This is a genomic window from Methylotuvimicrobium alcaliphilum 20Z (assembly GCF_000968535.2).
In the GTDB taxonomy this organism is placed as follows: Bacteria; Pseudomonadota; Gammaproteobacteria; order Methylococcales; family Methylomonadaceae; genus Methylotuvimicrobium; species Methylotuvimicrobium alcaliphilum.
In genome coordinates this window covers 2,394,378-2,414,660 of the sequence record NC_016112.1, presented here as the reverse complement: position 1 = coordinate 2,414,660, position 20,283 = coordinate 2,394,378, and the positions used below count along the sequence as shown (strand labels likewise).

The 20,283-nt window shown below is 49.6% G+C and carries 21 protein-coding genes and 1 pseudogene; 15 read left to right on the top strand and 7 right to left on the bottom strand.

Going from position 1 to position 20,283, the window contains the following annotated elements; all coding sequences use genetic code 11:
- Positions 1 to 59: 59 nt before the first annotated feature.
- Complete coding sequence (locus MEALZ_RS10450; protein WP_046061102.1) at positions 60 to 620, top strand: recombinase family protein; 561 nt, start codon at positions 60 to 62, stop codon at positions 618 to 620.
- Positions 621 to 902: 282 nt separating this feature from the next.
- On the opposite strand, the gene MEALZ_RS20755 is transcribed toward MEALZ_RS10450, so the two are convergent.
- Entirely contained in the window at positions 903 to 2,186 is a 1,284-nt protein-coding gene (locus MEALZ_RS20755; RefSeq protein WP_014148609.1) for a DUF429 domain-containing protein, read from the bottom strand.
- A gap of 569 nt (positions 2,187 to 2,755) precedes the next feature.
- A protein-coding gene (locus tag MEALZ_RS10440) for an IS3 family transposase (protein ID WP_408607020.1) occupies positions 2,756 to 4,260 on the bottom strand; the annotation gives its coding sequence in 2 pieces (ribosomal slippage) (positions 2,756 to 3,822 and positions 3,822 to 4,260; 1,506 coding nt in all).
- Positions 4,261 to 4,442: 182 nt separating this feature from the next.
- On the opposite strand from MEALZ_RS10440, the pseudogene pilL2 reads away from it, so the two are divergent.
- The 6 genes and pseudogenes from pilL2 to MEALZ_RS20745 all read left to right on the top strand — a co-directional run.
- Positions 4,443 to 4,940: pseudogene (gene pilL2, locus MEALZ_RS23925) on the top strand (PFGI-1 class ICE element type IV pilus protein PilL2); the annotation flags it as partial.
- 76 nt (positions 4,941 to 5,016) lie between these two features.
- Entirely contained in the window at positions 5,017 to 5,727 is a 711-nt protein-coding gene (locus tag MEALZ_RS22915) for a hypothetical protein (protein WP_223842391.1), read from the top strand.
- Between the two features lie 30 nt (positions 5,728 to 5,757).
- Positions 5,758 to 6,528: a TIGR03759 family integrating conjugative element protein gene (locus MEALZ_RS10420; RefSeq protein ID WP_162472944.1), complete on the top strand. Its 771-nt coding sequence runs from the start codon at positions 5,758 to 5,760 to the stop codon at positions 6,526 to 6,528.
- A 40-nt stretch (positions 6,529 to 6,568) separates the two neighbouring features.
- Positions 6,569 to 7,111, top strand: coding sequence for a transglycosylase SLT domain-containing protein (locus MEALZ_RS10415; protein WP_014148604.1), 543 nt, complete (start codon positions 6,569 to 6,571; stop codon positions 7,109 to 7,111).
- A gap of 10 nt (positions 7,112 to 7,121) precedes the next feature.
- Positions 7,122 to 7,574, top strand: coding sequence for a hypothetical protein (locus tag MEALZ_RS10410; protein ID WP_014148603.1), 453 nt, complete (start codon positions 7,122 to 7,124; stop codon positions 7,572 to 7,574).
- A gap of 6 nt (positions 7,575 to 7,580) precedes the next feature.
- Positions 7,581 to 8,462: a TIGR03758 family integrating conjugative element protein gene (locus MEALZ_RS20745; protein ID WP_014148602.1), complete on the top strand. Its 882-nt coding sequence runs from the start codon at positions 7,581 to 7,583 to the stop codon at positions 8,460 to 8,462.
- A 374-nt stretch (positions 8,463 to 8,836) separates the two neighbouring features.
- Here MEALZ_RS20745 and MEALZ_RS10400 read toward each other — a convergent pair whose 3' ends face one another.
- From MEALZ_RS10400 to MEALZ_RS10385, 4 genes are all read right to left on the bottom strand, one after another.
- Positions 8,837 to 9,016 (bottom strand): type II toxin-antitoxin system RelE/ParE family toxin, encoded by a 180-nt coding sequence (locus MEALZ_RS10400; protein ID WP_048481334.1) that lies wholly within the window; start codon positions 9,014 to 9,016, stop codon positions 8,837 to 8,839.
- Positions 9,017 to 9,270: 254 nt separating this feature from the next.
- Positions 9,271 to 9,522 carry a ribbon-helix-helix domain-containing protein gene (locus MEALZ_RS10395; protein ID WP_046061520.1) on the bottom strand — a complete coding sequence of 84 codons (252 nt, stop codon included), beginning with the start codon at positions 9,520 to 9,522 and terminating at the stop codon, positions 9,271 to 9,273.
- 545 nt (positions 9,523 to 10,067) lie between these two features.
- Entirely contained in the window at positions 10,068 to 10,277 is a 210-nt protein-coding gene (locus tag MEALZ_RS10390) for a hypothetical protein (RefSeq protein ID WP_014148599.1), read from the bottom strand.
- Positions 10,274 to 10,696 carry a putative toxin-antitoxin system toxin component, PIN family gene (locus tag MEALZ_RS10385; RefSeq protein ID WP_014148598.1) on the bottom strand — a complete coding sequence of 141 codons (423 nt, stop codon included), beginning with the start codon at positions 10,694 to 10,696 and terminating at the stop codon, positions 10,274 to 10,276. Before MEALZ_RS10385 ends, MEALZ_RS10390 begins: the two co-directional genes overlap by 4 nt.
- An 898-nt stretch (positions 10,697 to 11,594) precedes the next feature.
- On the opposite strand from MEALZ_RS10385, the gene MEALZ_RS10380 reads away from it, so the two are divergent.
- Genes MEALZ_RS10380 through MEALZ_RS10370 form a run of 3 tightly spaced genes read left to right on the top strand, consistent with a single transcriptional unit; the run spans position 11,595 to position 13,947 of the window.
- Positions 11,595 to 12,350 carry a MotA/TolQ/ExbB proton channel family protein gene (locus MEALZ_RS10380; RefSeq protein WP_014148596.1) on the top strand — a complete coding sequence of 252 codons (756 nt, stop codon included), beginning with the start codon at positions 11,595 to 11,597 and terminating at the stop codon, positions 12,348 to 12,350.
- Between the two features lie 45 nt (positions 12,351 to 12,395).
- A complete protein-coding gene (locus tag MEALZ_RS20735) occupies positions 12,396 to 12,944 on the top strand; it encodes an FHA domain-containing protein (protein WP_014148595.1) in 549 nt (182 codons plus the stop codon).
- Positions 12,945 to 12,948: 4 nt separating this feature from the next.
- A complete protein-coding gene (locus MEALZ_RS10370) occupies positions 12,949 to 13,947 on the top strand; it encodes a serine/threonine protein kinase (RefSeq protein WP_014148594.1) in 999 nt (332 codons plus the stop codon).
- Positions 13,948 to 13,975: 28 nt separating this feature from the next.
- On the opposite strand, the gene MEALZ_RS10365 is transcribed toward MEALZ_RS10370, so the two are convergent.
- A complete protein-coding gene (locus MEALZ_RS10365; protein WP_046061100.1) occupies positions 13,976 to 15,274 on the bottom strand; it encodes a transposase in 1,299 nt (432 codons plus the stop codon).
- Between the two features lie 146 nt (positions 15,275 to 15,420).
- Here MEALZ_RS10365 and MEALZ_RS10360 point away from each other — a divergent pair, with 146 nt between their 5' ends.
- The 5 genes from MEALZ_RS10360 (at position 15,421) to MEALZ_RS20730 (ending at position 20,269) form a co-directional block, all read left to right on the top strand.
- Positions 15,421 to 15,960, top strand: a complete 540-nt coding sequence (locus MEALZ_RS10360; RefSeq protein WP_014148592.1) for an Lcl C-terminal domain-containing protein — start codon at positions 15,421 to 15,423, stop codon at positions 15,958 to 15,960.
- 34 nt (positions 15,961 to 15,994) lie between these two features.
- The gene (locus tag MEALZ_RS10355; RefSeq protein WP_014148591.1) at positions 15,995 to 16,798 is read left to right on the top strand and encodes a PP2C family protein-serine/threonine phosphatase; all 804 of its coding nucleotides are present in this window, start codon (positions 15,995 to 15,997) and stop codon (positions 16,796 to 16,798) included.
- Positions 16,799 to 16,966: 168 nt separating this feature from the next.
- A complete protein-coding gene (locus MEALZ_RS10350; RefSeq protein WP_014148590.1) occupies positions 16,967 to 18,067 on the top strand; it encodes a serine/threonine-protein kinase in 1,101 nt (366 codons plus the stop codon).
- Positions 18,068 to 18,181: 114 nt separating this feature from the next.
- Positions 18,182 to 18,685 (top strand): Lcl C-terminal domain-containing protein, encoded by a 504-nt coding sequence (locus MEALZ_RS21880; RefSeq protein ID WP_014148589.1) that lies wholly within the window; start codon positions 18,182 to 18,184, stop codon positions 18,683 to 18,685.
- 111 nt (positions 18,686 to 18,796) lie between these two features.
- A complete protein-coding gene (locus tag MEALZ_RS20730; RefSeq protein WP_014148588.1) occupies positions 18,797 to 20,269 on the top strand; it encodes a protein kinase domain-containing protein in 1,473 nt (490 codons plus the stop codon).
- Positions 20,270 to 20,283 lie beyond the last annotated feature (14 nt).

Here is a 20,283-nt window from a genome sequence, read left to right as displayed (position 1 = left end):
AATAAATGCACAGCATATAATCTGCACATATTCTATATGCACAAAATAGCCGAAACAACATGACTTCATCAAAAATCGGCTATTGCCGAGTATCCACAACGGAGCAAAATATGGCTGCCCAGTTGGAATTACTTAACAAGGCGGGTTGCCATGAGATTTTCAAGGAAAAAGGATCGGGAAGTAATTCTGATCGTCCCGAGTTAAAAAAATTACTAGCTTACATTCGTAAAGGCGATACCGTTACGGTGACAAAGTTGGATCGATTAGCGCGATCAACCAAGGATTTGTTGAACATAGCCGAAGCGATAAAAAAGAAAGGCGCTGACTTTGAAGTCCTCAACATTAATTTAGACACTAAATCTCCAACCGGGCAACTGATGCTTACCATGCTGGCCGCTATTGCTGAATTTGAAAGAGGCATTATGTTGGAACGCCAAAGGGAAGGCATTGATATTGCTAAAGCGGATGGAAAATATAAAGGCCGTAAGCCGATTAATGAAGCCAAGCTACAGCAAGTGCAAAAGCTGGTCGACAATGGCGCAAGCGTTAGCAAAGCGGTTTCTGAAGTTGGTATCAGCCGGCGTACTTATTATAAAGCTATTAAAGAAGGCCGAATTTAACTCCAGTTTTGATTGGAGATCAGTACATAAACTTACGGTTATGAATTGAACGCTGATGGCGAAACCGTAAGTTTCTGTTCAAATGCTCCCGCTAGTCCTATAAGAAGAAGTGAATCATCAATAAATTTACAAAAAAATTATTAAAACAGACTGTTATCTAGTGCTTCAAAGGAGGCATTAGCTCATATCAATCATTTTTTTGAAAGATCGGCCATTTTCGACATTCAATGATCTTAGGGGTAGTCGGCTGCAATACCTAAACCAGTCATTCAAAGCTTGGGATTACGAAGAAGACCAATCGAAATCGAAAACCTTTGCCTGCTCAAGCTTCAACAGTCGCTTTTTGTCTTTGTCAGTAAACGGCCCCGAACCTAGATGTTGATAAAAGCCATCGCCAGCAATACCCGTAGTTTTTGCAACCACCAGTGAGGGGAGCAGAGGTTCCTTTCTTTGCAGATTTTGCCGAGTAATTTGGTTCAGTATCGGTACTAATTGACCCATCACGGAAAACGAGTTGGCTTTGATGTCAAATGGTTCCAATACGTCACCATAAGTCAAAATGCATCTAGCATTCGCGGCTTCGATTAACATCAAGTACACCGCATCGTAGCTCAAACCAGACTGGGTATTGCTTGATTTTGCTAATGGCTTGCCGTGTATCTCAGTTATTGGTTTAGATTTTTTGTTTTGCGTTGAGTGACTGTAGTCTGAGGTAAATGAGGTGGTTGTAGTCAGACCTGTCGCATTAAATCCCGCAGGCTGATTGAATGAAACCCATTTTTCAGCAGCGGCACGTTGCAAAATCGACTGAATGGTAGGTTGTGCCGGTGTGACCATAAAACCATGATGCTCATCCCCAATCACACAATTTTCGACCAATCCTGATTTTAGCCAGTAAAACCCAATCAGCGAACAAATGACACTATCGAGCCGATCTTGGTCCGACTTCGTGGGATTAGGTTTGATCTGCTCTTTTCGTAAATAATCGATCACCATATGTAAACCACAATCCAATGCGCGATCAATTAGCCCAGCACATACGAGTTGCCAATCAGCCAATTGAAATTTTGCCGCTTGTCCTGGATTGTATTTAGCAGCACGTTCACGTTGCCAGATGTTTGGCACCAAAGAGGGAATGGCAAGAGCGGGAAACACCTCAATCAAAAAGCGCCCATGAACTTCTGCTCGAGCGGCAAACGGATTTTGAATCGCTTGAAGAGATTGAATAAATCGCCAAACCGGTGCCGCAGCATCAAACATATTGGCTCGCCCCTGATTCGCAGGCTGAACTCCTCCGCCAAGCCTATTTACTATACTCCCGGCAACACGCTCGACTGGACGAATGCCGGTGGCATTATTAACAATGGTTGGTTGATCTAAGGCAATGATCTGCTTATGAGCCGGATGGGCATGAATAAATGCAAGCGCTTCGACAAAACGTGCGAGCCTCGGTTCATGAAACACCCAATTTTGATCATCACCAATCAGCGCACAAATACTGCCCGGTTGCTTTGGGTTGTTGGTCCATGCCGAATCAAAACCATAGATACCAATTTTTGGCACCATATGTGTAATCCTGTGCTATTAGATAATTAAGTCGTATATTAGAGCTGGATTGAGCGACAGTGACATCTAGCTTCAATAGCTTCGTAGCTTAGTTTCATTATTATTTAACCCGGCATACTTCTGCAAATCTAACATCGGCAAATGATCAATTTGCGGACCTTGGGCAAAACCGGAGTGAATGCCGCTTATGGGGCGATGAAAAACTTTATGCCGAGCCTTAAAACATCCACCTCAAAACCCCAAGTCATTGTGGTTATCCCTGCCGGAAAGTCGACAAAACGAAGGTCAAATGGAATTAGCCCGGGTGCTATTTCTTATTTTAGGCAAACATCCTTACGGCCATCCATATACACATCCATTCAATAGGATCGGCAATGATAATTGACACCGGACAGAAATGGCTGGAAAAGGCAAAAAGGCGTAAAAGGAAGAACTACGGAAAATGGTTTCAAAAGGAATGGAAAAAGGGCAAAGGGAAGAAGGGAAGGGAGCCCTAAAGGAAAGGGGCCTACGGTATATGTCAATGATTTTGAGACACCCATAATAAAAAATTAGTGTAGATTGTGAGTTTAGTTTTCCTGGTCGAGAGCCTCATTTGCCGTCCGTGAAGGGGGCGGGTTAATCCAAGCGGCTTCAGGTACGGCTTGGGCATGGGGTTGGCGGTTTTTGAAGCGTTCCGGATTGCGCTCGAATGCGGCATGCAGGACTTGCGTGCGCTGCGTAACTATCTCGACGGCTTGGCCGCTGTGAACGCTGGCCGGGGTTAACAGTGCAATGCCGGAGTGATAGTGGTCATGGTTGTACCAGTCGAAGAACGTTCCGCAAAAGCTTCTGGCATCTTCGATAGCGCCGAATTGAGCCGGAAAGCCCGGTCGGTATTTCAAGGTCTTGAACTGCGCCTCGGAATACGGGTTGTCGTTGGAGACATGGGGCCGTGAATGGGTTTTGGTCACGCCCAGGTCAGCCAGCAGTTGCTCGACGCCTTTGGAGGTCATACTGCTGCCGCGGTCGGCGTGAATAGTCAATTGGCCTTCACGGATAGTTTGCCGAGTACAGCTTTCGCCAATCAGTCGCTTAGCCAGCTCGGTGGATTCGCGGTGCGCTACCATCCAGCCGACCACGCAGCGGCTGAAAATGTCGATAATGACGTAGAGGTAGAAATACGTCCATTTGGCCGGGCCTTTGAGTTTGGTGATATCCCATGACCATACTTGGTTGGGCGCAGTGGCGAGTAACTCGGGCTTGGTGTAGTTGGGACGACGAAGCTGGTTGCGGCGCTCGCGCACTTCCTGGTGGCGCACCAGGATGCGATAGAGGGTGCTGATGGAGCACAGGTAAACGCCCTCGTCGAGCAGCGCCGCATAGACCTGATAAGGCGAGCAATCCATGAAACGCTCGCTGTGCAGATGCGCCAGGACGTGTAGCTCTTCGTCCGTACTCAGTGCCAGCGGCGGGCGCGGACGTTCGACCGGCCACGAAGAGCGATCTTGTTGTGCGCGATAAAACGAGGCACGGTTGAAGTTGAGCGCCTCGCAGGCGGCCTTAACGCCAACCTCACGGCTGAGTTCAAGCGTGGCCTTCATGATGCTCTCCCGGTGTGGGCTGGAATCTCGCACAAGCCCAGCAGTTGCGAAAGTTTTTTTTGGACATCGATGATAGCCTCCGCCTGTGTTAGGCATGCCTGCAAACGCTGAATTTCGGCTTGCAGACGAGCATTTTCAGCGGCTAACGGATTCTTGTCCGAAGGTTTGCGGCCACGCGGCTTGGATAGACCGGCGCGGATGGCCTGCTCACGTTCGCTGCGCCATTTGCTGAGATGTGAGGAATATAATCCCTCTGTGCGCAGCAACTTGCCGATGCAGCCCGGTTCGCTACACGCATCAGCCTGGGTCAAGATGCGCTCTTTGTATTCGGCGGTAAACGTCCGGCGGGCGGCCTTTTCAAGCACTTCGCTGGTGATGCGGGAAGGTTCCGCGGCGAACGCGGAGGACACTTCAGCCGCCCTACGGGCGTCTTGCGTGTCCTCCGCGTTCGCCGCGGCATGAGGAATAGCTTGTACGGTTGTGTCAGTCATGAGATTTTCTCCGAAAAATGTTCCCTAATTAATGCATGGGGCGGTGTCTCAGGTATATTGACACAGAGGGCTATCCGGAAAAGGGTAAACCCTATGAAATCGTAAAAAGGGTTTTTTATTGTTGAAATCCCTGCAAACCCGCAGACTTCTGTGTAACAAAAGCCATCTAGCACAGAGTCGACATGATGAAAACTTCCATAAAAATCCTGTTCCAGTTCTTCGCACTATCGCTGCTCGCCGGCTGTGCCACGCAAGGCGACAAAGCACCGAACAACGAACTTGAAACGGCGGTCGCGCCGGCGGAAATACCCGCTCCTGAAATCAACGAAACCCGTTATTCATTACTCAGCGAAAAATTCAAACCTGTCGCAGTCGTCCAGACCGCTCGATACTCGTTTGTTCCAGCAATCCCAACGCTCCCGCAACGGGAACCCTTGCAGGTCATCATCACCGTCACAATTCCCAGCGACCTGCAAACTGTCGGAGAAGCCGTCCATTATCTTCTGAGACGAAGCGGGTATAGCGTGGAAAGTCCGCCAACACTGAATCCGAACGCCGTTCGAATGTTCCTGAATCCGTTGCCCGACGTGCAACGGAGTCTTGGACCCATGACCTTGCAGGATGCTCTGACGGTCTTGGGCACGCCGGAGCTTGTGCCCGTCATCGATCCCATCAGACGGCGAATTAATTACGTGCAAACCGCAGAACCGGACAATCGCAATGCAGCACAAATATTTCCGCTAACGGAGAATAACCATGCCAGAGAACGTCGAAACCCTAAACAACGACGAAACGATAGCCCTGCAACCGATTCCGGCCTGGGCGAAATACGGGGGAGCGGCGCTGGCCGCCGTTGTCGTCATAATTCTTCTGTTATTTACAACGACAGGCGATGATGAGCCGCCAACCAATCTAGTGGATCTGGAAAGCGATAGTCGATCTTCTTTTCCTCCGCTTTCTGAAAATATCGATGCACAGCCGAAAGACGTAGCAAAAGAATTGGAACAAACACCTGAAATCGAGACGGAAAAATTGGCCGAAGCCCGTAACGCTTATCCGGAACTCAGCCTGCCATTTGCGTCGGATACGAGCGAATTTGAGACAACCAACGACAGCCGGAAAAACCAACAGGACGCGCTCATCAAGGAATTGCAAGACCGCCTTATGTCTCAACAACTGCAAATCGATCAAGTATTCAATCGCCTAAAACCTAAAAAACCAATCCGGAAACCAGTAAAGCAATTCAAACCCAAACCTCGTCCTGCAATCGCGCCTTTTTCCTTGGTCAGCGTTGATCAATGGGGGAGCGAGTCATATGCGGTGTTTCGCTATCAAGGACAGTTGGTAGAACTGACGATAGGGCAGGCGATCGAGCAATGGACTGTCGAAGATATGAATAGGGCAGCGGGCGTCGTAACACTCAAAAATCAATCCGGAGAGCGCAAGGTGCTCTCAATACAGTCCTAACGCAAGGTGTATAAAGGTGTCTATATGGTTATGCCGAACAAATCGGTTGTGGGTGTTGTGATTTCAATAGCAGCGCTGATTACGTTGCCGATCATTCCATCCGTCGCGGAGCAAACCACTAGCGAGTATCGAGATACCCAAATCAAACCGGTCGAAACGGATGACGTGCAACGCAAGCAGTGGTCGTTATCGGTACAAGAATGGCGCCGCTATAAAACACTGATGAAAGGCATACGCGGCAGCATAAGCCCGGCCACTATCTCGCCGATCGAAGTCCTAGGAACCCACGCCAGAAACGATCAGGAGCGAAAAAAATACGCTGAAATGTGGGCGCAAATGCGCTTCGAGGATGCCGAACGCATTCTAGCGTTTCAAGCGGCCTACAACGAGGCATTCAGAAAACTGTACGGCGATGTTCAGCTGATCGACATCAATAAAATACGTCCAAACAATAGCACCCACACAATATCATCGATAACAGCGGACAGCCGCCTGTTGGTTTTTCTCAAAGTCGATAACTGTTATGAATGCAAACAATTGATTCGGCGAGTGCTAGGCAACCGTTCGCTGAACAAAAATCAGATCGATGTGTATTTCGTCGACACAAAGCCCGGTCAGGATGATGAAAAGATCAAAAAATGGGTGGCCGATCTGGCTATTGACTCATCACGGTTGAAAAGCGGCAAGATCACCTTGAATCATGATCAAGGCAACCTGTTAAAAATCACGCATAAAATCGATCAAGCAATACCTGTAGTTTTTAAAATGAATACTGATTCACTCACCGCAATAAAACTCTAAGCACACATCTGCGAACAGGTCGGATCAAAAGTAACAAACGATGATTACAAAATCATGGGTAATCGTTCTGGGTATGGGTCTGTCGATGGCGGGTAATCCGCTATATGCGCAGTCCATACCGTCGAGTTACCGACAGATTGCGCACGAGTACGACATACCGCCTCGCCTGCTATACAGCGTGGCGCTGCAAGAAAGCCGAATTCGATTGCGTAGCCGGCAGACCCGTCCCTGGCCATGGACGCTGAACGTTGCGGGTGTCCCGAGAAGATACCCGACCCGAATCGCGGCCTATAAAGGACTGACTTTTTATTTGGAACGCGGTATCCGGTCGATCGATGTCGGACTGATGCAGGTCAATTGGCGCTATCACCAAGACAGGCTAGGCAATCCGTGGCAGGCGCTCGATCCCTACCACAATGTCCGTATCGGGGCGAAAATACTGGCATCGGAATACCGAGAAAGCCAAGACTGGTTCGAGGCGATCGGGCGTTATCACTCTCCAGGCCCCAGTGTCCAGCAGAAACGCAGAGCAAAAAATTACGCACGCTCAGTCGTGGGCATTTCAAATAATTTAAGCAAGTGAGGATGATGCAATGATCAGAAAGATACTGTCCGTCATTGTTATGTTCGGTATGTGTGTGCACATCGGAAAAGCAGAAACTACCGATCCGGAATTAACCGCGCTGTTCAAGCAACAGCTGGATACCCGAGAAGAAGTGCAGATCCAACAGAGCATGCCGGTCGAATTAGATGCCGGTAAACCCGGTTTAGAACAGGCGGTGTTGTGGACGATCATTGGGCCGACTTATTGGCGGAATCAGTTAAGCATTGTCTCAAAACAACAGAATCAATGGCAGAATCTGGCGACGGTACCGATTACCGGCATGGTGGAGGGATTCAGGCCCGTGCAAACGACTGGAATTCTCCCGGTCGAAACGAAAGTCCAGGGTCCGAGCGATCCATTATGCTGTCCAACGCAGACCCAAGTACTTTACTTTCGTTATCGGGCAGGGCAGTTACAAGAAATCCCACCCGGCTCAGAGTAAAGCGTGATGAAGCAAACCAGGCAACTGATTATCGGCTTGTTCATTTCAGGAGTGGCGTGGGCGGCTTCCGAATACAACGATTACTTGGCGGCGCTCAGTGCCAGAGAATCCAGCAGCAATCCCGGCACCGTCAATAAATACGGCTTTTTAGGCAGTTATCAGATGGGGGAGAGCGCCTTGATCGATGCCGGATATTATCTCAAAGATCACACGCCGAATACCAATGACTGGACAGGGACCTGGACCGGGAAGTACGGGATACACAGCAAAGCCGACTTTTTAGCGAACGCGGCAGTACAAACCCAAGCGATCAAAGATTACAACATCAAGCAGTGGGGTTATATAAGCAATTTAGGGTTGGATCACTATGTAGGCCAAACGGTAGCCGGTATCGTTATGACCGAATCGGGTTTATTGGCAGGCGCTCACCTGGTCGGGGTCGGAGGGCTTAAAAAGTTTTTAACATCCAACGGCGCACAAATCCCCAGTGATGCCAATAACACCGCCATTACCCATTACATTTCGACGTTTAATGGTTATAACCTGGCAGCGATTACCGGCAATGTTACCGCCGGAGGCAGTACCGGTTCCGTCAGTACGGTGGGTAATGGGATCAGTGACATTCAACCTCCAGCTACCGCTGTCTGGCAACCGTTGATAAATCCTTCGGCCGCATTCACAAACAGCGCCGGCGGCGTCAGCTATCAAGAACTTAAAATTGCGATACAATCGATTATCGCAATCCTGCTTTTTTTATGGCTCGCCTTTGTCAGTTGGAGTCAATTCAAAATGTGGGGCGCAAACAGTATCTCGATCATGGCAATGAAGTCCACTATCATTCGAGCCACAGCGTTAATGATGCTGTTATTGTTTATTTTTATCGTGTGAGACGTATAGAAATCGGCGCTTCTCAATCCATCCGCTTCTAGAATCAATCTGAATAAACTATGCAATCAGGTAGAGAAATTGGTAGTGAAATATGAAACACGACGCATCCTCTAACTGTAGTTTCTTGATTTCATAATCGGTTTTTCTTGCACTTATCCGGCATTTTCATCTCGGATTATTTGATTTTGGGAGAATTCCGCAGATGCTATTATCGTAAGCGGACACTCAAAAATTCGAATTTCGTTGGACTTTGGACTGGTAATTTCAGAAGGAACCAGTATCTGCAAAGGCTGATTAGGTCAAACGCGCATTTCGGGATTGTGTAGCACCGAACTTCCCAATGATTAAATGGCGACTGGTGGCACGACTGCTTGTTATAGCCAATCTTCCGTATCCTGATGGCCTAAAATAGTCATGATTTCGACTGTGCCGTCATTGATCCGGTAATAAATACTGTCGGTGCCATACACGCTACGCCTGTACCCAGCAAGGATAGAGTCAACGGCTTGATATAGATAAGGCTGTTCAGCGATGTGTGCAAAACGATCAAGCATCCCTTGATGATATTGATCGGCTCTCTGACTACCATGCGTTTTATACCCATCGCACTTCAAATTTCGGCATTGACGCATGGAGGCGCCGAGGTGTTCGGCAAAGGCTTTGACAGCAGGGATGCAGTCACAGAGCCTACATGGACGTATTCACGGCGTCCTTTGACGGACACCCCGGCGCCGAAATTTGACCAGCAAAGGGTATAACGCCGTATAACCAGATTCTCTTCAAATCGGCGCGGGCTTTTTTCGAAAGTTTATAAGAGCCCATCTTGCCGTGCTTCTTCCTTGAAGTTGGCCAATAATTCGTCCGGCTGCTCGTCGATAAAACCGCTCTGTTCCGATTTAATCAGTTCAGAACGAATATGCTCGATTTCAAGCTGCCGCCGCCGTGCCTGCCGGATAAGGTCGTTAATCGCCTCGCTCTTACTGCTGTACTCTGCACTGGCGACTTGGGCTTTCAACCATTCGTCATTGGGTTCCGATACGGATATGCTTTGTCTTACCATGGCCTGACCTTTCAAAAATAGGTTATACGCCAATATAGCACCAATTTCGCACCACATAAAACAAAATACAGCGTCCAAAAAACAATCGTTTTGTTGAACTCTGGCGGCAAGGCCGTTTTCTATCGAAACCTGCCTATTTTCACTGCAAAATACTGGTTCTAAAAAACTGAGTTCGATTTATTGTTGTTTGATTGCAGGTTGTTATACCTAACCGTTACGACCTGCAATCGTAACGCCCCAAACCAGCAATCAGCGAAATTTTCGACCAGGATTAAATGTAACTGACGAGCGCTCCAACCGGAATTATTTGCAACTGAACTATGTCACTGTCCATCGGCGGCAGCCGGCCAAAAAGAGACGAACAGTGACTGGTTTTCAAAGACGAGTATGAGACATAAAGCGGTCGTCTAACACAAAGAAATTAAGTCAAAAAAACACAACCCGATGTAAAAATCAATAACCGATAGGCCGTGTTCGCGATAGCAAAACGCCAATATTCTTCAAAGCCATGCCGGGTTTCCGGTTGGCGAATCCGCCTTACCAGGTTAGTCTTTCTTAAGTAATTCTAAGCCTCGCGCCAAGTTTCCACGGCCTCTTTCCGCTCTAATTAAAAAACGAGTTTCAGCATCCAGCTCGGCGAGCATCAAAGTGGCCATTTCGTCGATCAGACGGTTGACGCTGATGCCACGCTGATGAGCCACCTCTTTAAGGCGACGGTACTTGTCGTCGGGTAGTCTTACGGTCAGTGCTGTCATGTTGCTATTTCCTTCAAAAATGCTTCAGGTGTCAGTACAGTCAAATGCGGAAAATTCAATTCCATTCTGGATAGATCACGAAGATTGCGAGTTACTATAAATTGCGCATTACCGGCAACCGCAAGCTCGACCAAATGGTTATCACCCTCGTCAGGTAGATTCGGCCTCCAGCCATAATAGATCCGTGTCCACTGACAAACCGAGAGGAAAATATCCAGAAGCTCATTACGTTCTTCAGCACTCAGACGACTACGTTGAAATAACGTTGACCGGGCCATTACATCTTCGTACTCGTTAAACAATGCCGTGCCCATTAAAGGAATGGCCTGACCTCGTAAACAAGCAGCGATCACCGCGTTAGCAGAGCCTTGGCTTAAGCAGGCAGCCAAAAAAATATTGGTATCTACGACAATTTTCATAAGTATGCGGTAGCATAGCTGCAACCACTAAACTTAGCAATGACATGATTCAATGCCGGAGGACAGCCACCTATCAGTCACGTAAAAAGGCGAATTTCGATATTAACTGTCAGCTTAGTATTAGTTCGCCGACAACTGGGATTTGGGCTGAATGTCGCTTGTGGGTCGTTAACGACTTCTTAAATACATAAAAACAACAGTAATACACTGTCATCTTTCATTTGCCTTGATGCTTTTATGTCATCAGCTTAAATGCCATTGGATCCTCGCCAGGCTCTAATATTCGCAGAATAATTATTCATCTCCTATCGTAAAGCAGTCGATTGCATGGGGGTTCGTAGACATAGAGCCTAATATTCTTTTTGATTTTTTTCCTTTGCTCGCTTTTGATCAACGGAAAATCTGCGATCATTTCAAACGTTTTGAATAATCCTTTTCGATAAAGCCTGACTTAATCCAGATCTAAGTTTTGTATTATCTAAGCGGCGATTGCGCCAAGATTCTTCACAGCATAATAGGATAGTCGATAGTCAGCTATACATAATTATCCGGTCTGCCGTTTTTTTGGTCACTTTGATTGCTTAAACCGCACGATTCGGCCTCATCGAGGATCAACTAGTTCCAGTTACATGGATAGGGGCTTTCTCGTACACCAATCAAGATGCTTGGATTCATGCTATCGGCACAGCCGAGCGAAGACTCCGTTACTATTAGCACTCGCCCTAAGCTGATGTTTTCTCGGTCGGAAACAACCATACCCGCATATTTATCAGCATTAGCGTCAACTCTAGAACACAAAGGCATATTGTCTATACTTCAATTAAAAATGGAATCGACTCGTTAAATGGGTACAATTCCACGCAGCTCAATAAATCTCATCGGAACAACAAAAAGGCCCATGAACCTGACCCGAGGTACCTATGCTTTGATGGCATTGATAACAGCATTATTATGGATTGCCCTGGGTAATTTTTTCTCATTACCGGCTGCAGTTGCCAAGTTATTGTTCGACCAAGGTCCCGGTTCCTTTTTTCCGTATCCGTTAACACTGCAAAACCTAATGTGGTTTATATTTTTTATCGGATTGGGTGAACTGGGCTACCGCTTGCAACATATCCAATGTGCTGTAGACGCACTGCGTCAACGCTATTTACCGGAACAAGACGACATCGTGCTGACCCTTCAAGACATGGGCACGTTATACAAAAGCGTCAAAACCCGCGATAACGAGCTAGCCGAATTGATCAAAAGCTTGGTGCTGCGTTTTCAAGCCGGCCGCTCAGTAGAACAAACCCATGAAATGCTGACCACACAACTGGAACTGCGCCAATATCGACTCGACATCGATTACAACATGTTACGTTACCTTAGCTGGCTGATACCGACACTAGGTTTTATCGGCACCGTGATCGGTATAGCCCAAACGCTCAACTATGCGGGATCGGACGGCACAGACCCGACCGCACCGCAGTTTTTAGCAGATATCACGATGCGCTTGGGCGTGGCTTTCGACACAACCCTATTGGCGCTGGTCATGAGCGCGATATTAGTTTTTTGCACCCATTTGGTCCAAGGCCGCGAAGAGCGGGTGATCGTTCAATCCGGACAATACTGTTTAAATTACCTCATCGCCCGTCTGTATATCCAAAACTAAGCCGACAAAACAACCAAATCAAACCCGTAACTCGGAGAAATCATCATGCCCATGGTCCGCTGCCCAGCCGATGAGCACTACTACGATCCTGAACTTTATGACGAATGTCCCTATTGCCGCAAAACGCACTATGTGACGCAACAACCGGCGCAACCGACCGGCTCTAAAGCCGATCGCCAAACACAACGCGTCAATCCCGAAACGGCTAAAACCCGGGTGATATTCGGTGACAAAGGCGAAAGTTTTGAAGGGGTAGAACCGGTCGTCGGCTGGTTGGTGGTGCTGAACGGCAAAGCGCGCGGCAGCGACAGACGCATCATACCGGGCATGAACCGCATCGGACGAGACCGCGACATGACCATCACGCTCGATGTCGGTGACGACACCATCTCCCGGAAAGAACACGGTTTCATCGTTTACGACCCGTTGAACCATCAATTTTTCATTCAACACGGTAGCGGACAAAATCTGACCTACCTTAACGGCGCGGTGGTCATGGGCGCGCAGCCGCTTAACGACCGCGACCGGATTCGCGTCGGCAATACCGAACTCTTATTCATTGCTTTATGCGACAGAACGTTCAACTGGGCTTAACGGCATGACACAGCAAAGCGCACAAACAACGTTACCCGCCGGAACAGTGCTCGGAAACTACCGAATCGAACGCTTGCTGGGCCAAGGCGGTTTTGCGATGACCTACTTGGCGCAACATACCGCACTCGGCCACGCCGTCGCCATCAAAGAATACTTTCCCGATGGGTTAGCCTTTAGGCTTCATCAAACGCAACAAGTCCAAGCCGTTAGCCAAAGTCAACAAACGTTTTATCGGCAAGGACTGCAACGTTTTCTGCAAGAGGGGCAAGTATTGGCGGGGCTTAGGCATCCCAATATCGTACGAATATTGGATTTCATGGAAGCTAATGGCACCGCTTACCTGGTCATGGATTATGAGCACGGCGAAACCCTGCAAACCTATTTGGACCGAATCGATAAGCCTTTGTCTTATCAAGAGAGCATGCAGCTATTGTTGCCGGTGCTCGACGGTTTGCGCGAAGTGCATAAGCATCAACTACTGCATCTGGACATTAAACCGGATAACATTTTCTTACGACATAACAGCACGGCCATGCTGATCGATTTCGGCGGCGCACGGCAATTCGTCGGCAGCCAAAGCAAAAGCGTCAGCTTCATGGTCAACAGTGCCGGCTACTCACCGCCCGAACAATACAGCGCCGAACCCCTACAAGGCGTTTACAGCGACATCTATTCGCTGTCCGCGACGTTTTACCGTTGTTTGAGCGGCCGCTTGCCGACGCCGGCCAACACGCGCAGCCAAGCCCTGCTCGAAGGCGATAGAGACCCATTGCCTTCTGCCATGTCGCTAGGGCGCGGCCAATATCCTGACCATTTTTTACAAGGCATCGATCAAGGCTTATTGCTCAACCGCAAACAGCGTCCGGAAAATGTCAGATCGTTTCAATACCTGTTGCAAGGTAAGGCGGACGAAAATCGAAAAGTACGAAGCAACGAAACCGTAGCCAAGCCGCAAAGCCTCAAAGGGAAACGCGCTGCTAAATGGGACGAACCAGCCCCATAAGCGCCAACTTAAGAATCTAAGTATTTGATTAAGTAAGACTAACGCCACCTCCCCGACCTTCAATAATGAGCTCCAAAACACGCCCCGGCAAACCCTGAAGCTTTCTCTTGCGCGGACGCTCACAGAGGCTTTTTGTGCAGTCATCGATAAATCGCTTATTTATTGGAAAACAAGCCGTAAGTCCTGCCTTGATCTCATTGGCGATCGTGCGCCATAAACGCCAATGGGTAATCGAACGATCACCGTCCATTGTGGTGGCCGCCCGGCCGAATCGGCGCTGCGCTATTTTTTGAGTCACTGCAGCAAACAGTAACTTGCCATGCAAATATAAATCCGCCAGCTTGCTGTCTTTTCGGGCGCGTAGCCGGTCGATATCAAGCAAGCTCTTTAGCCGCTTTATGACCAGCTCCACTTGCCAGCGAACCCGGTAGAGCTCAGCGATTGATTTCGTGTCGAGCAGCGCTTCGGGGAGCGAAGTAAAAATCAACACCCAGCCGCTCAGCATCAAGGTCTTTTGGCTCGCCGTGCGACCTTTATCACGCGCGCGTTGTTTCGCTTTGCGGCGTGCTTGCGCCGCCTGTTCCGGCGGTAACGGCATCGCATGCACCACGCCTTCAATACGTTTGTCTTGATGGCACAGATAAACGGGTATCGCACCCGGCTGACCATTCAAATCGCGTATGCGCTGTTCCCAATCGATTTTAACACCTTTCGGTTCGTTGCACCGTTCGTAAAGGGTCATGCTGTGTGGATTGTAGCGCAGCACGACGTGGCCGCCGCGATCAATGACCGGGACTAAAGACTTCGGTTGGTTGTAGCCTCGATCAAGCAACGCGACATCACCTGCAGTCAACTGATAGTGATCCAAGCTCTCGCCGACTTTATCGGTCGTGACGTTGACCTCGCGGAGTGTCAAGCTCATCAAGTCGATCGCCACATGCAAGCGATACGTTGTTTCTTTCGCGCCGGGTTCTTGCACGGTCGAACCGTCAATCACAATGAAATTCAAGGAGCCATTGTTAATCTGTTTATCCAATCCGAACACACGCTTCAGTAACGACTTGATCCACGCCACGCAGGCCGCCAGTCGCTTGGTCACCGCCGTGTCGCTCAAATAGCCTTGAAGCTTGGCAACTTCGCCGGCACAGCTGCGCAACGACAAGTCCAGTCCGCAATACAACAGGACTAACTGTAATAATTGCAACGGTGATCGGATTTTCCGTGCCCGTGCAAACGCCTGTAATTCATAGGCCTGCTCCTGGAAATCTGCTGGAAGCTCTTGCAAAAAGTCATCAAAAAGGGTATCTGTTAGCTGTGGCTGCTTCATAGGGATTTTCACTTTCGTCGGTAAAAATACTCTATGTTGTGGCCACATCTTGATTTTTCAACTGTGAATCAAGGTCTTGCGTCTTAAGTTGGCGCTTATGCGAACCAGCCCCCGTTAAAGCCTCCAACAAAAAAACGCCTATTCACATGTGGCTGCTTGCTGGGCTTGGCGCTGTTTTGACATTAGCGTTTTATATCCAACAGGGATATGAGTCTTTAATTCCCGACCGCTACCGGGATAATGGAGATGGCACCGTAACCGATATCACCACGGGTCTGCAATGGATGCGCTGCAGTCTTGGCCAAACTTGGCAAAATTCAACGTGTACTGGTGAAGCGTCAAGATATACCTTCGATGACGCGCTCCAAGCCGGACGACAAAGGGTCTTTGCCGGCCATAGCGATTGGCGCGTGCCGACGATTGCTGAATTGAAAACCTTGATATATTGTTCGAGCGGATTGCCTAAAACCTGGAATGACACTGGAGAAGTGTGTGGAGGTGATTACCAAAGGCCCACGATCCAACAGAGCGCTTTTCCTAATACATCCGCTTCCTTTGTTTGGTCTTCGTCGCCGCATGCCGACGTTTCGGGCGTCGCGTGGTACGTGCATTTCTACAATGGCCATGTCGGCAGCAGCAGTAAGACCAGCCACTACCGCGTTCGTTTGGTGCGCGGCGGACAGTGATTTTTGTTTTTTGCATTAATGATGACTACACCTTATGACACCTAAATGGTCTCTTTTCCGCCGTCACAAAACAAGCCCCGATGATGCCGGTATTCGCTGCCATACCGCTTCGCTGAGCGAAACCGGCGGCCGCGCGATCAATCAAGACGCCGTGGCGCATGAATCGGTTGACGACGGCGAAGCCTGGCTATTGGCGGATGGCCTGGGCGGACACGGCGGCGGGGAGGTCGCGGCAGAAACCGCCGTGACGACGATACGCGAGGCTTATCGTCAAAGCTCGCAATCGACCCAAGAAAATATAACGGCCTTGTTCACGGCCGCGCAACACGGACTGCGCCGGCAGCAACAAAACGATCCCGACTTGGCCGGCATGCGCACCACCTTAGTGTTGTTGTTGCGCCAAGCCGACCGTGTTTTATGGGCGCATCTGGGCGATTCGCGGCTGTATTTTTTTCGAGACGGCGGTATTCATTTTCAAACCAAAGACCACAGCGTTCCGCAAATGCTGGTTGCTACCGGTGACATCGACGCAAAACAAATCCGACATCACCCCGACCGCAATCGCTTACTGAGCTGTCTAGGCGAACCGAACCTGCCGAAACCGACCATCGCCAAGACCGAACAGAAGCTACAAGCCGGCGATGCCTTTCTACTGTGCAGTGACGGTTTCTGGGAATATATCGAAGAACACGAAATGCTGGCCGACCTGGCGCAAACCGATACGCCGCAAGACTGGCTGAACGCACTGCGACAACGGTTATTGAGTCGAGCATCCGGCGAACATGACAACTACTCGGCCATCGCGATACGGGTAGATGAGTCTAAAAAATCAAGTTGAGCATTCTCAATCCCGTTCGCCCTGAGCCTGTCGAAGGGTTGCGGGATTGAGAATGCTCACCCAATGGGGGCGCGTGGAATCCGCTCATGTTTCGACAAGCTCAACACGAACGGATTCCACGATATCTGACTGAATTTTTTAGGATAACCAACGCAATAGCGATAATCCATGACCATGACACCCGATAACGACTACAAAAACGCGCTGCCGCTCGGCTTTCAATTGCACGAATACCGGATCGATGCGGTTTTGGGCGCCGGCGGCTTCGGTATTACATACCTAGCGCAGGACTTACACCTGAACAAACCGGTCGTGATCAAGGAATACTTGCCGACCGACTTGGCGGTCCGCGAAGCCTCGGTCACGGTAGCGCCGAAATCGACCCGTGACCAAGATGCTTATCAATGGGGTCTGGAACGTTTCATGGCTGAAGCCCAAACGCTGGCGCAATTCAAACACCCGAATATTGTCCAAGTGTTCCGGTACTTTACCGCACACGGCACGGCCTATATCGTGATGGACTACGAACAAGGCGAGAGCTTGAATGCCTACCTGGACCGGCTCCAACGACCTTTGACTGAAACCGAAGCGCTGTCGATTTTTCTGCCGGTGCTCGATGGCGTGCGCGCCGTTCATCAGGCCGAATTTCTGCACCGCGACATCAAACCGGACAATATCTTTCTGCGGGCCAACAGCACACCGATCTTGATCGATTTCGGCGCGGCCCGAATGGCCTTGGGCGAACGCAGCCGCAGCTTGAGCGTGGTGGTCAGCGCCGGATTCGCCCCGTTCGAACAATACAGCAGCCAGGGTAAGCAAGGCCCGTGGACCGACATCTATGCGCTGGGCGCCACTTTCTATCGGGCAATTACCGGCAATGCCCCGCCGGAAGCGACCGAACGCAGCATGGCGCTGACCGAAGACGAACTCGACCCGTATCAACCGCTCAGCGGCAGACTCGAAAGCCAAGGCTACAGCTCGGCTTTTTTAGCCGCGATCGACCGGGCCCTGGCATTTCGCGGCAAAGACCGGCCGCCAACGGTGAGAGCGTTTCAATATTTACTGCAAGGCAAAATCCATCAAACTCCCAAAAAACAGCCTGAAGCGGCAGAGTCGCGGCCGAAAAAAACCGGCACCGCAAGCTCTGCCAAGCCGAAAGCTCCTCCTTTTGGAATACGCTTATTTATTGAAACAGTTATTGCTATAAGTATTATTTACCTTATTATTCCCATCATTTTCTTCACCATGCTTATGGCAATCTTTTTCTAGCAAGAGCAAACTCAACGTGCAGCGCAAGTTGAGCGTCTATCTGAGGAAAATCGAAAACAGCAAGAGGCGAGACTTCGGGTCGATGCAGAAAAGCTAGCCGATGAAAAACGTCAATTGGAAAAAGCCAAGACACAAACCAGACAACAAGGTTTGATTGCCGGCCGCTATCGGGATAACGGGGATGGCACGTTAACCGATATAGCTATGGGACTGCAATGGATGCGCTGCAGTCTAGGCCAAATCTGGCAAAATGGAACCTGTATGGGGGAGGCGAAACGATACACATTCAATGACGCACTTAATGCGGGGCAACAAATTGTCTTTGCCGGTTATCGTGACTGGCGCGAGCCGACAATTTTTGAATTGAAAACCTTGATTTATTGCTCTAGCGATTCGCCTAAAATGTGGAATGATACTAAAAGTTCATGCTCAGGGAATTATCAAAGGTCAACGATTCATCGGACTGCTTTTCCTAACACACCTGCTTCGGTTTTCTGGTCTTCGTCGCCCACCAGTTTAAGTTACGCTTGGTACGTAGATTTTTACTATGGCTATTTCCAATCCGATGCACGTAAGACCAGTGGCTACCACGTTCGCCTTGTTCGCAGCGGACAGTGATTTTGATTTTTGCATTTAAAATGATCAATCCTAACACACTACGATGGTCTCTTTTTTGCCGCCTGAGCGCTTTGTTGAACTAAGCCTGAGACCGAGGGAATAATAAAAACAATGACCATGACACCCGATAACGACTACAAAAACGCGCTACCGCTTGGTTTTCAACTGCAAGAATACCGAATCGACGCGGTCTTGGGCGCCGGCGGTTTCGGTATCACCTATCTGGCACAGGACTTACACCTGAACAAACCGGTCGTGATCAAGGAATACTTGCCGACCGACTTGGCGGTCCGCGAAGCCTCGGTCACGGTAGCGCCGAAATCGACCCGCGACCAAGATGCTTATCAATGGGGTCTGGAACGTTTCATGGCTGAAGCCCAAACGCTGGCGCAATTCAAACACCCGAATATCGTCCAAGTGTTCCGGTACTTTACCGCACACAGCACGGCCTACATCGTGATGGACTACGAACAAGGCGAGAGCTTGAGTGCCTACCTGGACCGGCTCCAACGGCCCTTGAACGAAGCCGAAGCGCTGTCGATTTTTCTGCCGGTACTCGACGGCGTCCGTGCGGTGCATCAGGCCGATTTTCTGCACCGTGACATCAAACCGGACAATATCTTTCTCCGTACCAACAGCACGCCGATCCTGATCGATTTCGGCGCGGCCCGAATGGCCTTGGGCGAACGCAGCCGCAGCTTGAGCGTGGTGGTCAGCGCCGGATTCGCTCCGTTCGAACAATACAGCAGCCAAGGCAGACAAGGACCGTGGACCGACATCTATGCGCTGGGCGCAACCTTATATCGGGCAATTACCGGCAATGCCCCGCCGGAAGCGACCGAACGCAGCATGGCGTTGACCGAAGACGAACCCGACCCCTATCAACCGCTCAGCGGCAGACTCGAAAGCCAAAGCTACAGCCCGGCTTTTTTGGCCGCGATCGATCGTGCCTTAGAATTTCGCGGCAAAAACCGACCGCAAACGGTAAGAGAGTTTCAATATTTGCTGCAAGGCAAGATCCATCAAACCCCCAAAAAACAGCCTGAAGCGGAAAGACTGGCCACTGAAAAGAGCAAACAAGGGATAATAAAGCCTAAAGCAAAACAAGAAGAACTCATCGCCGGCCGTTATCGGGATAATGGAGACGGTACCGTGACTGATATGACAACGGGTCTACAATGGATGCGCTGCAGTCTTGGACAAGTTTGGCAAAACCAAGGTTGTATGGGCAAGGCGAAAAAGTACAAGTACGATGAAGCCATTGAAGCAGCACGACAAACAGTATTTGCCGGTTATCGCGATTGGCGCGTGCCGACGATTGATGAACTGAAAACCTTGATATATTGTTCGACTGATTCGCCTAAAACCTGGAATGACACTGGGAATGTATGTGAGGGCAAACACCAAAAGCCTACGATCCATCCGGACGCTTTTCCCAATACTACATCTTGGGTATTTTGGTCTTCGTCGCCGTATGCCTACCATTCGAACGGCGCGTGGCTCGTGCATTTCTGCAATGGCTCTGTCGGCTTCAACCTTAAGACCCTCAACTACCACGTTCGTTTGGTGCGCGGCGGACAGTGATTTTTGTTTTTTGA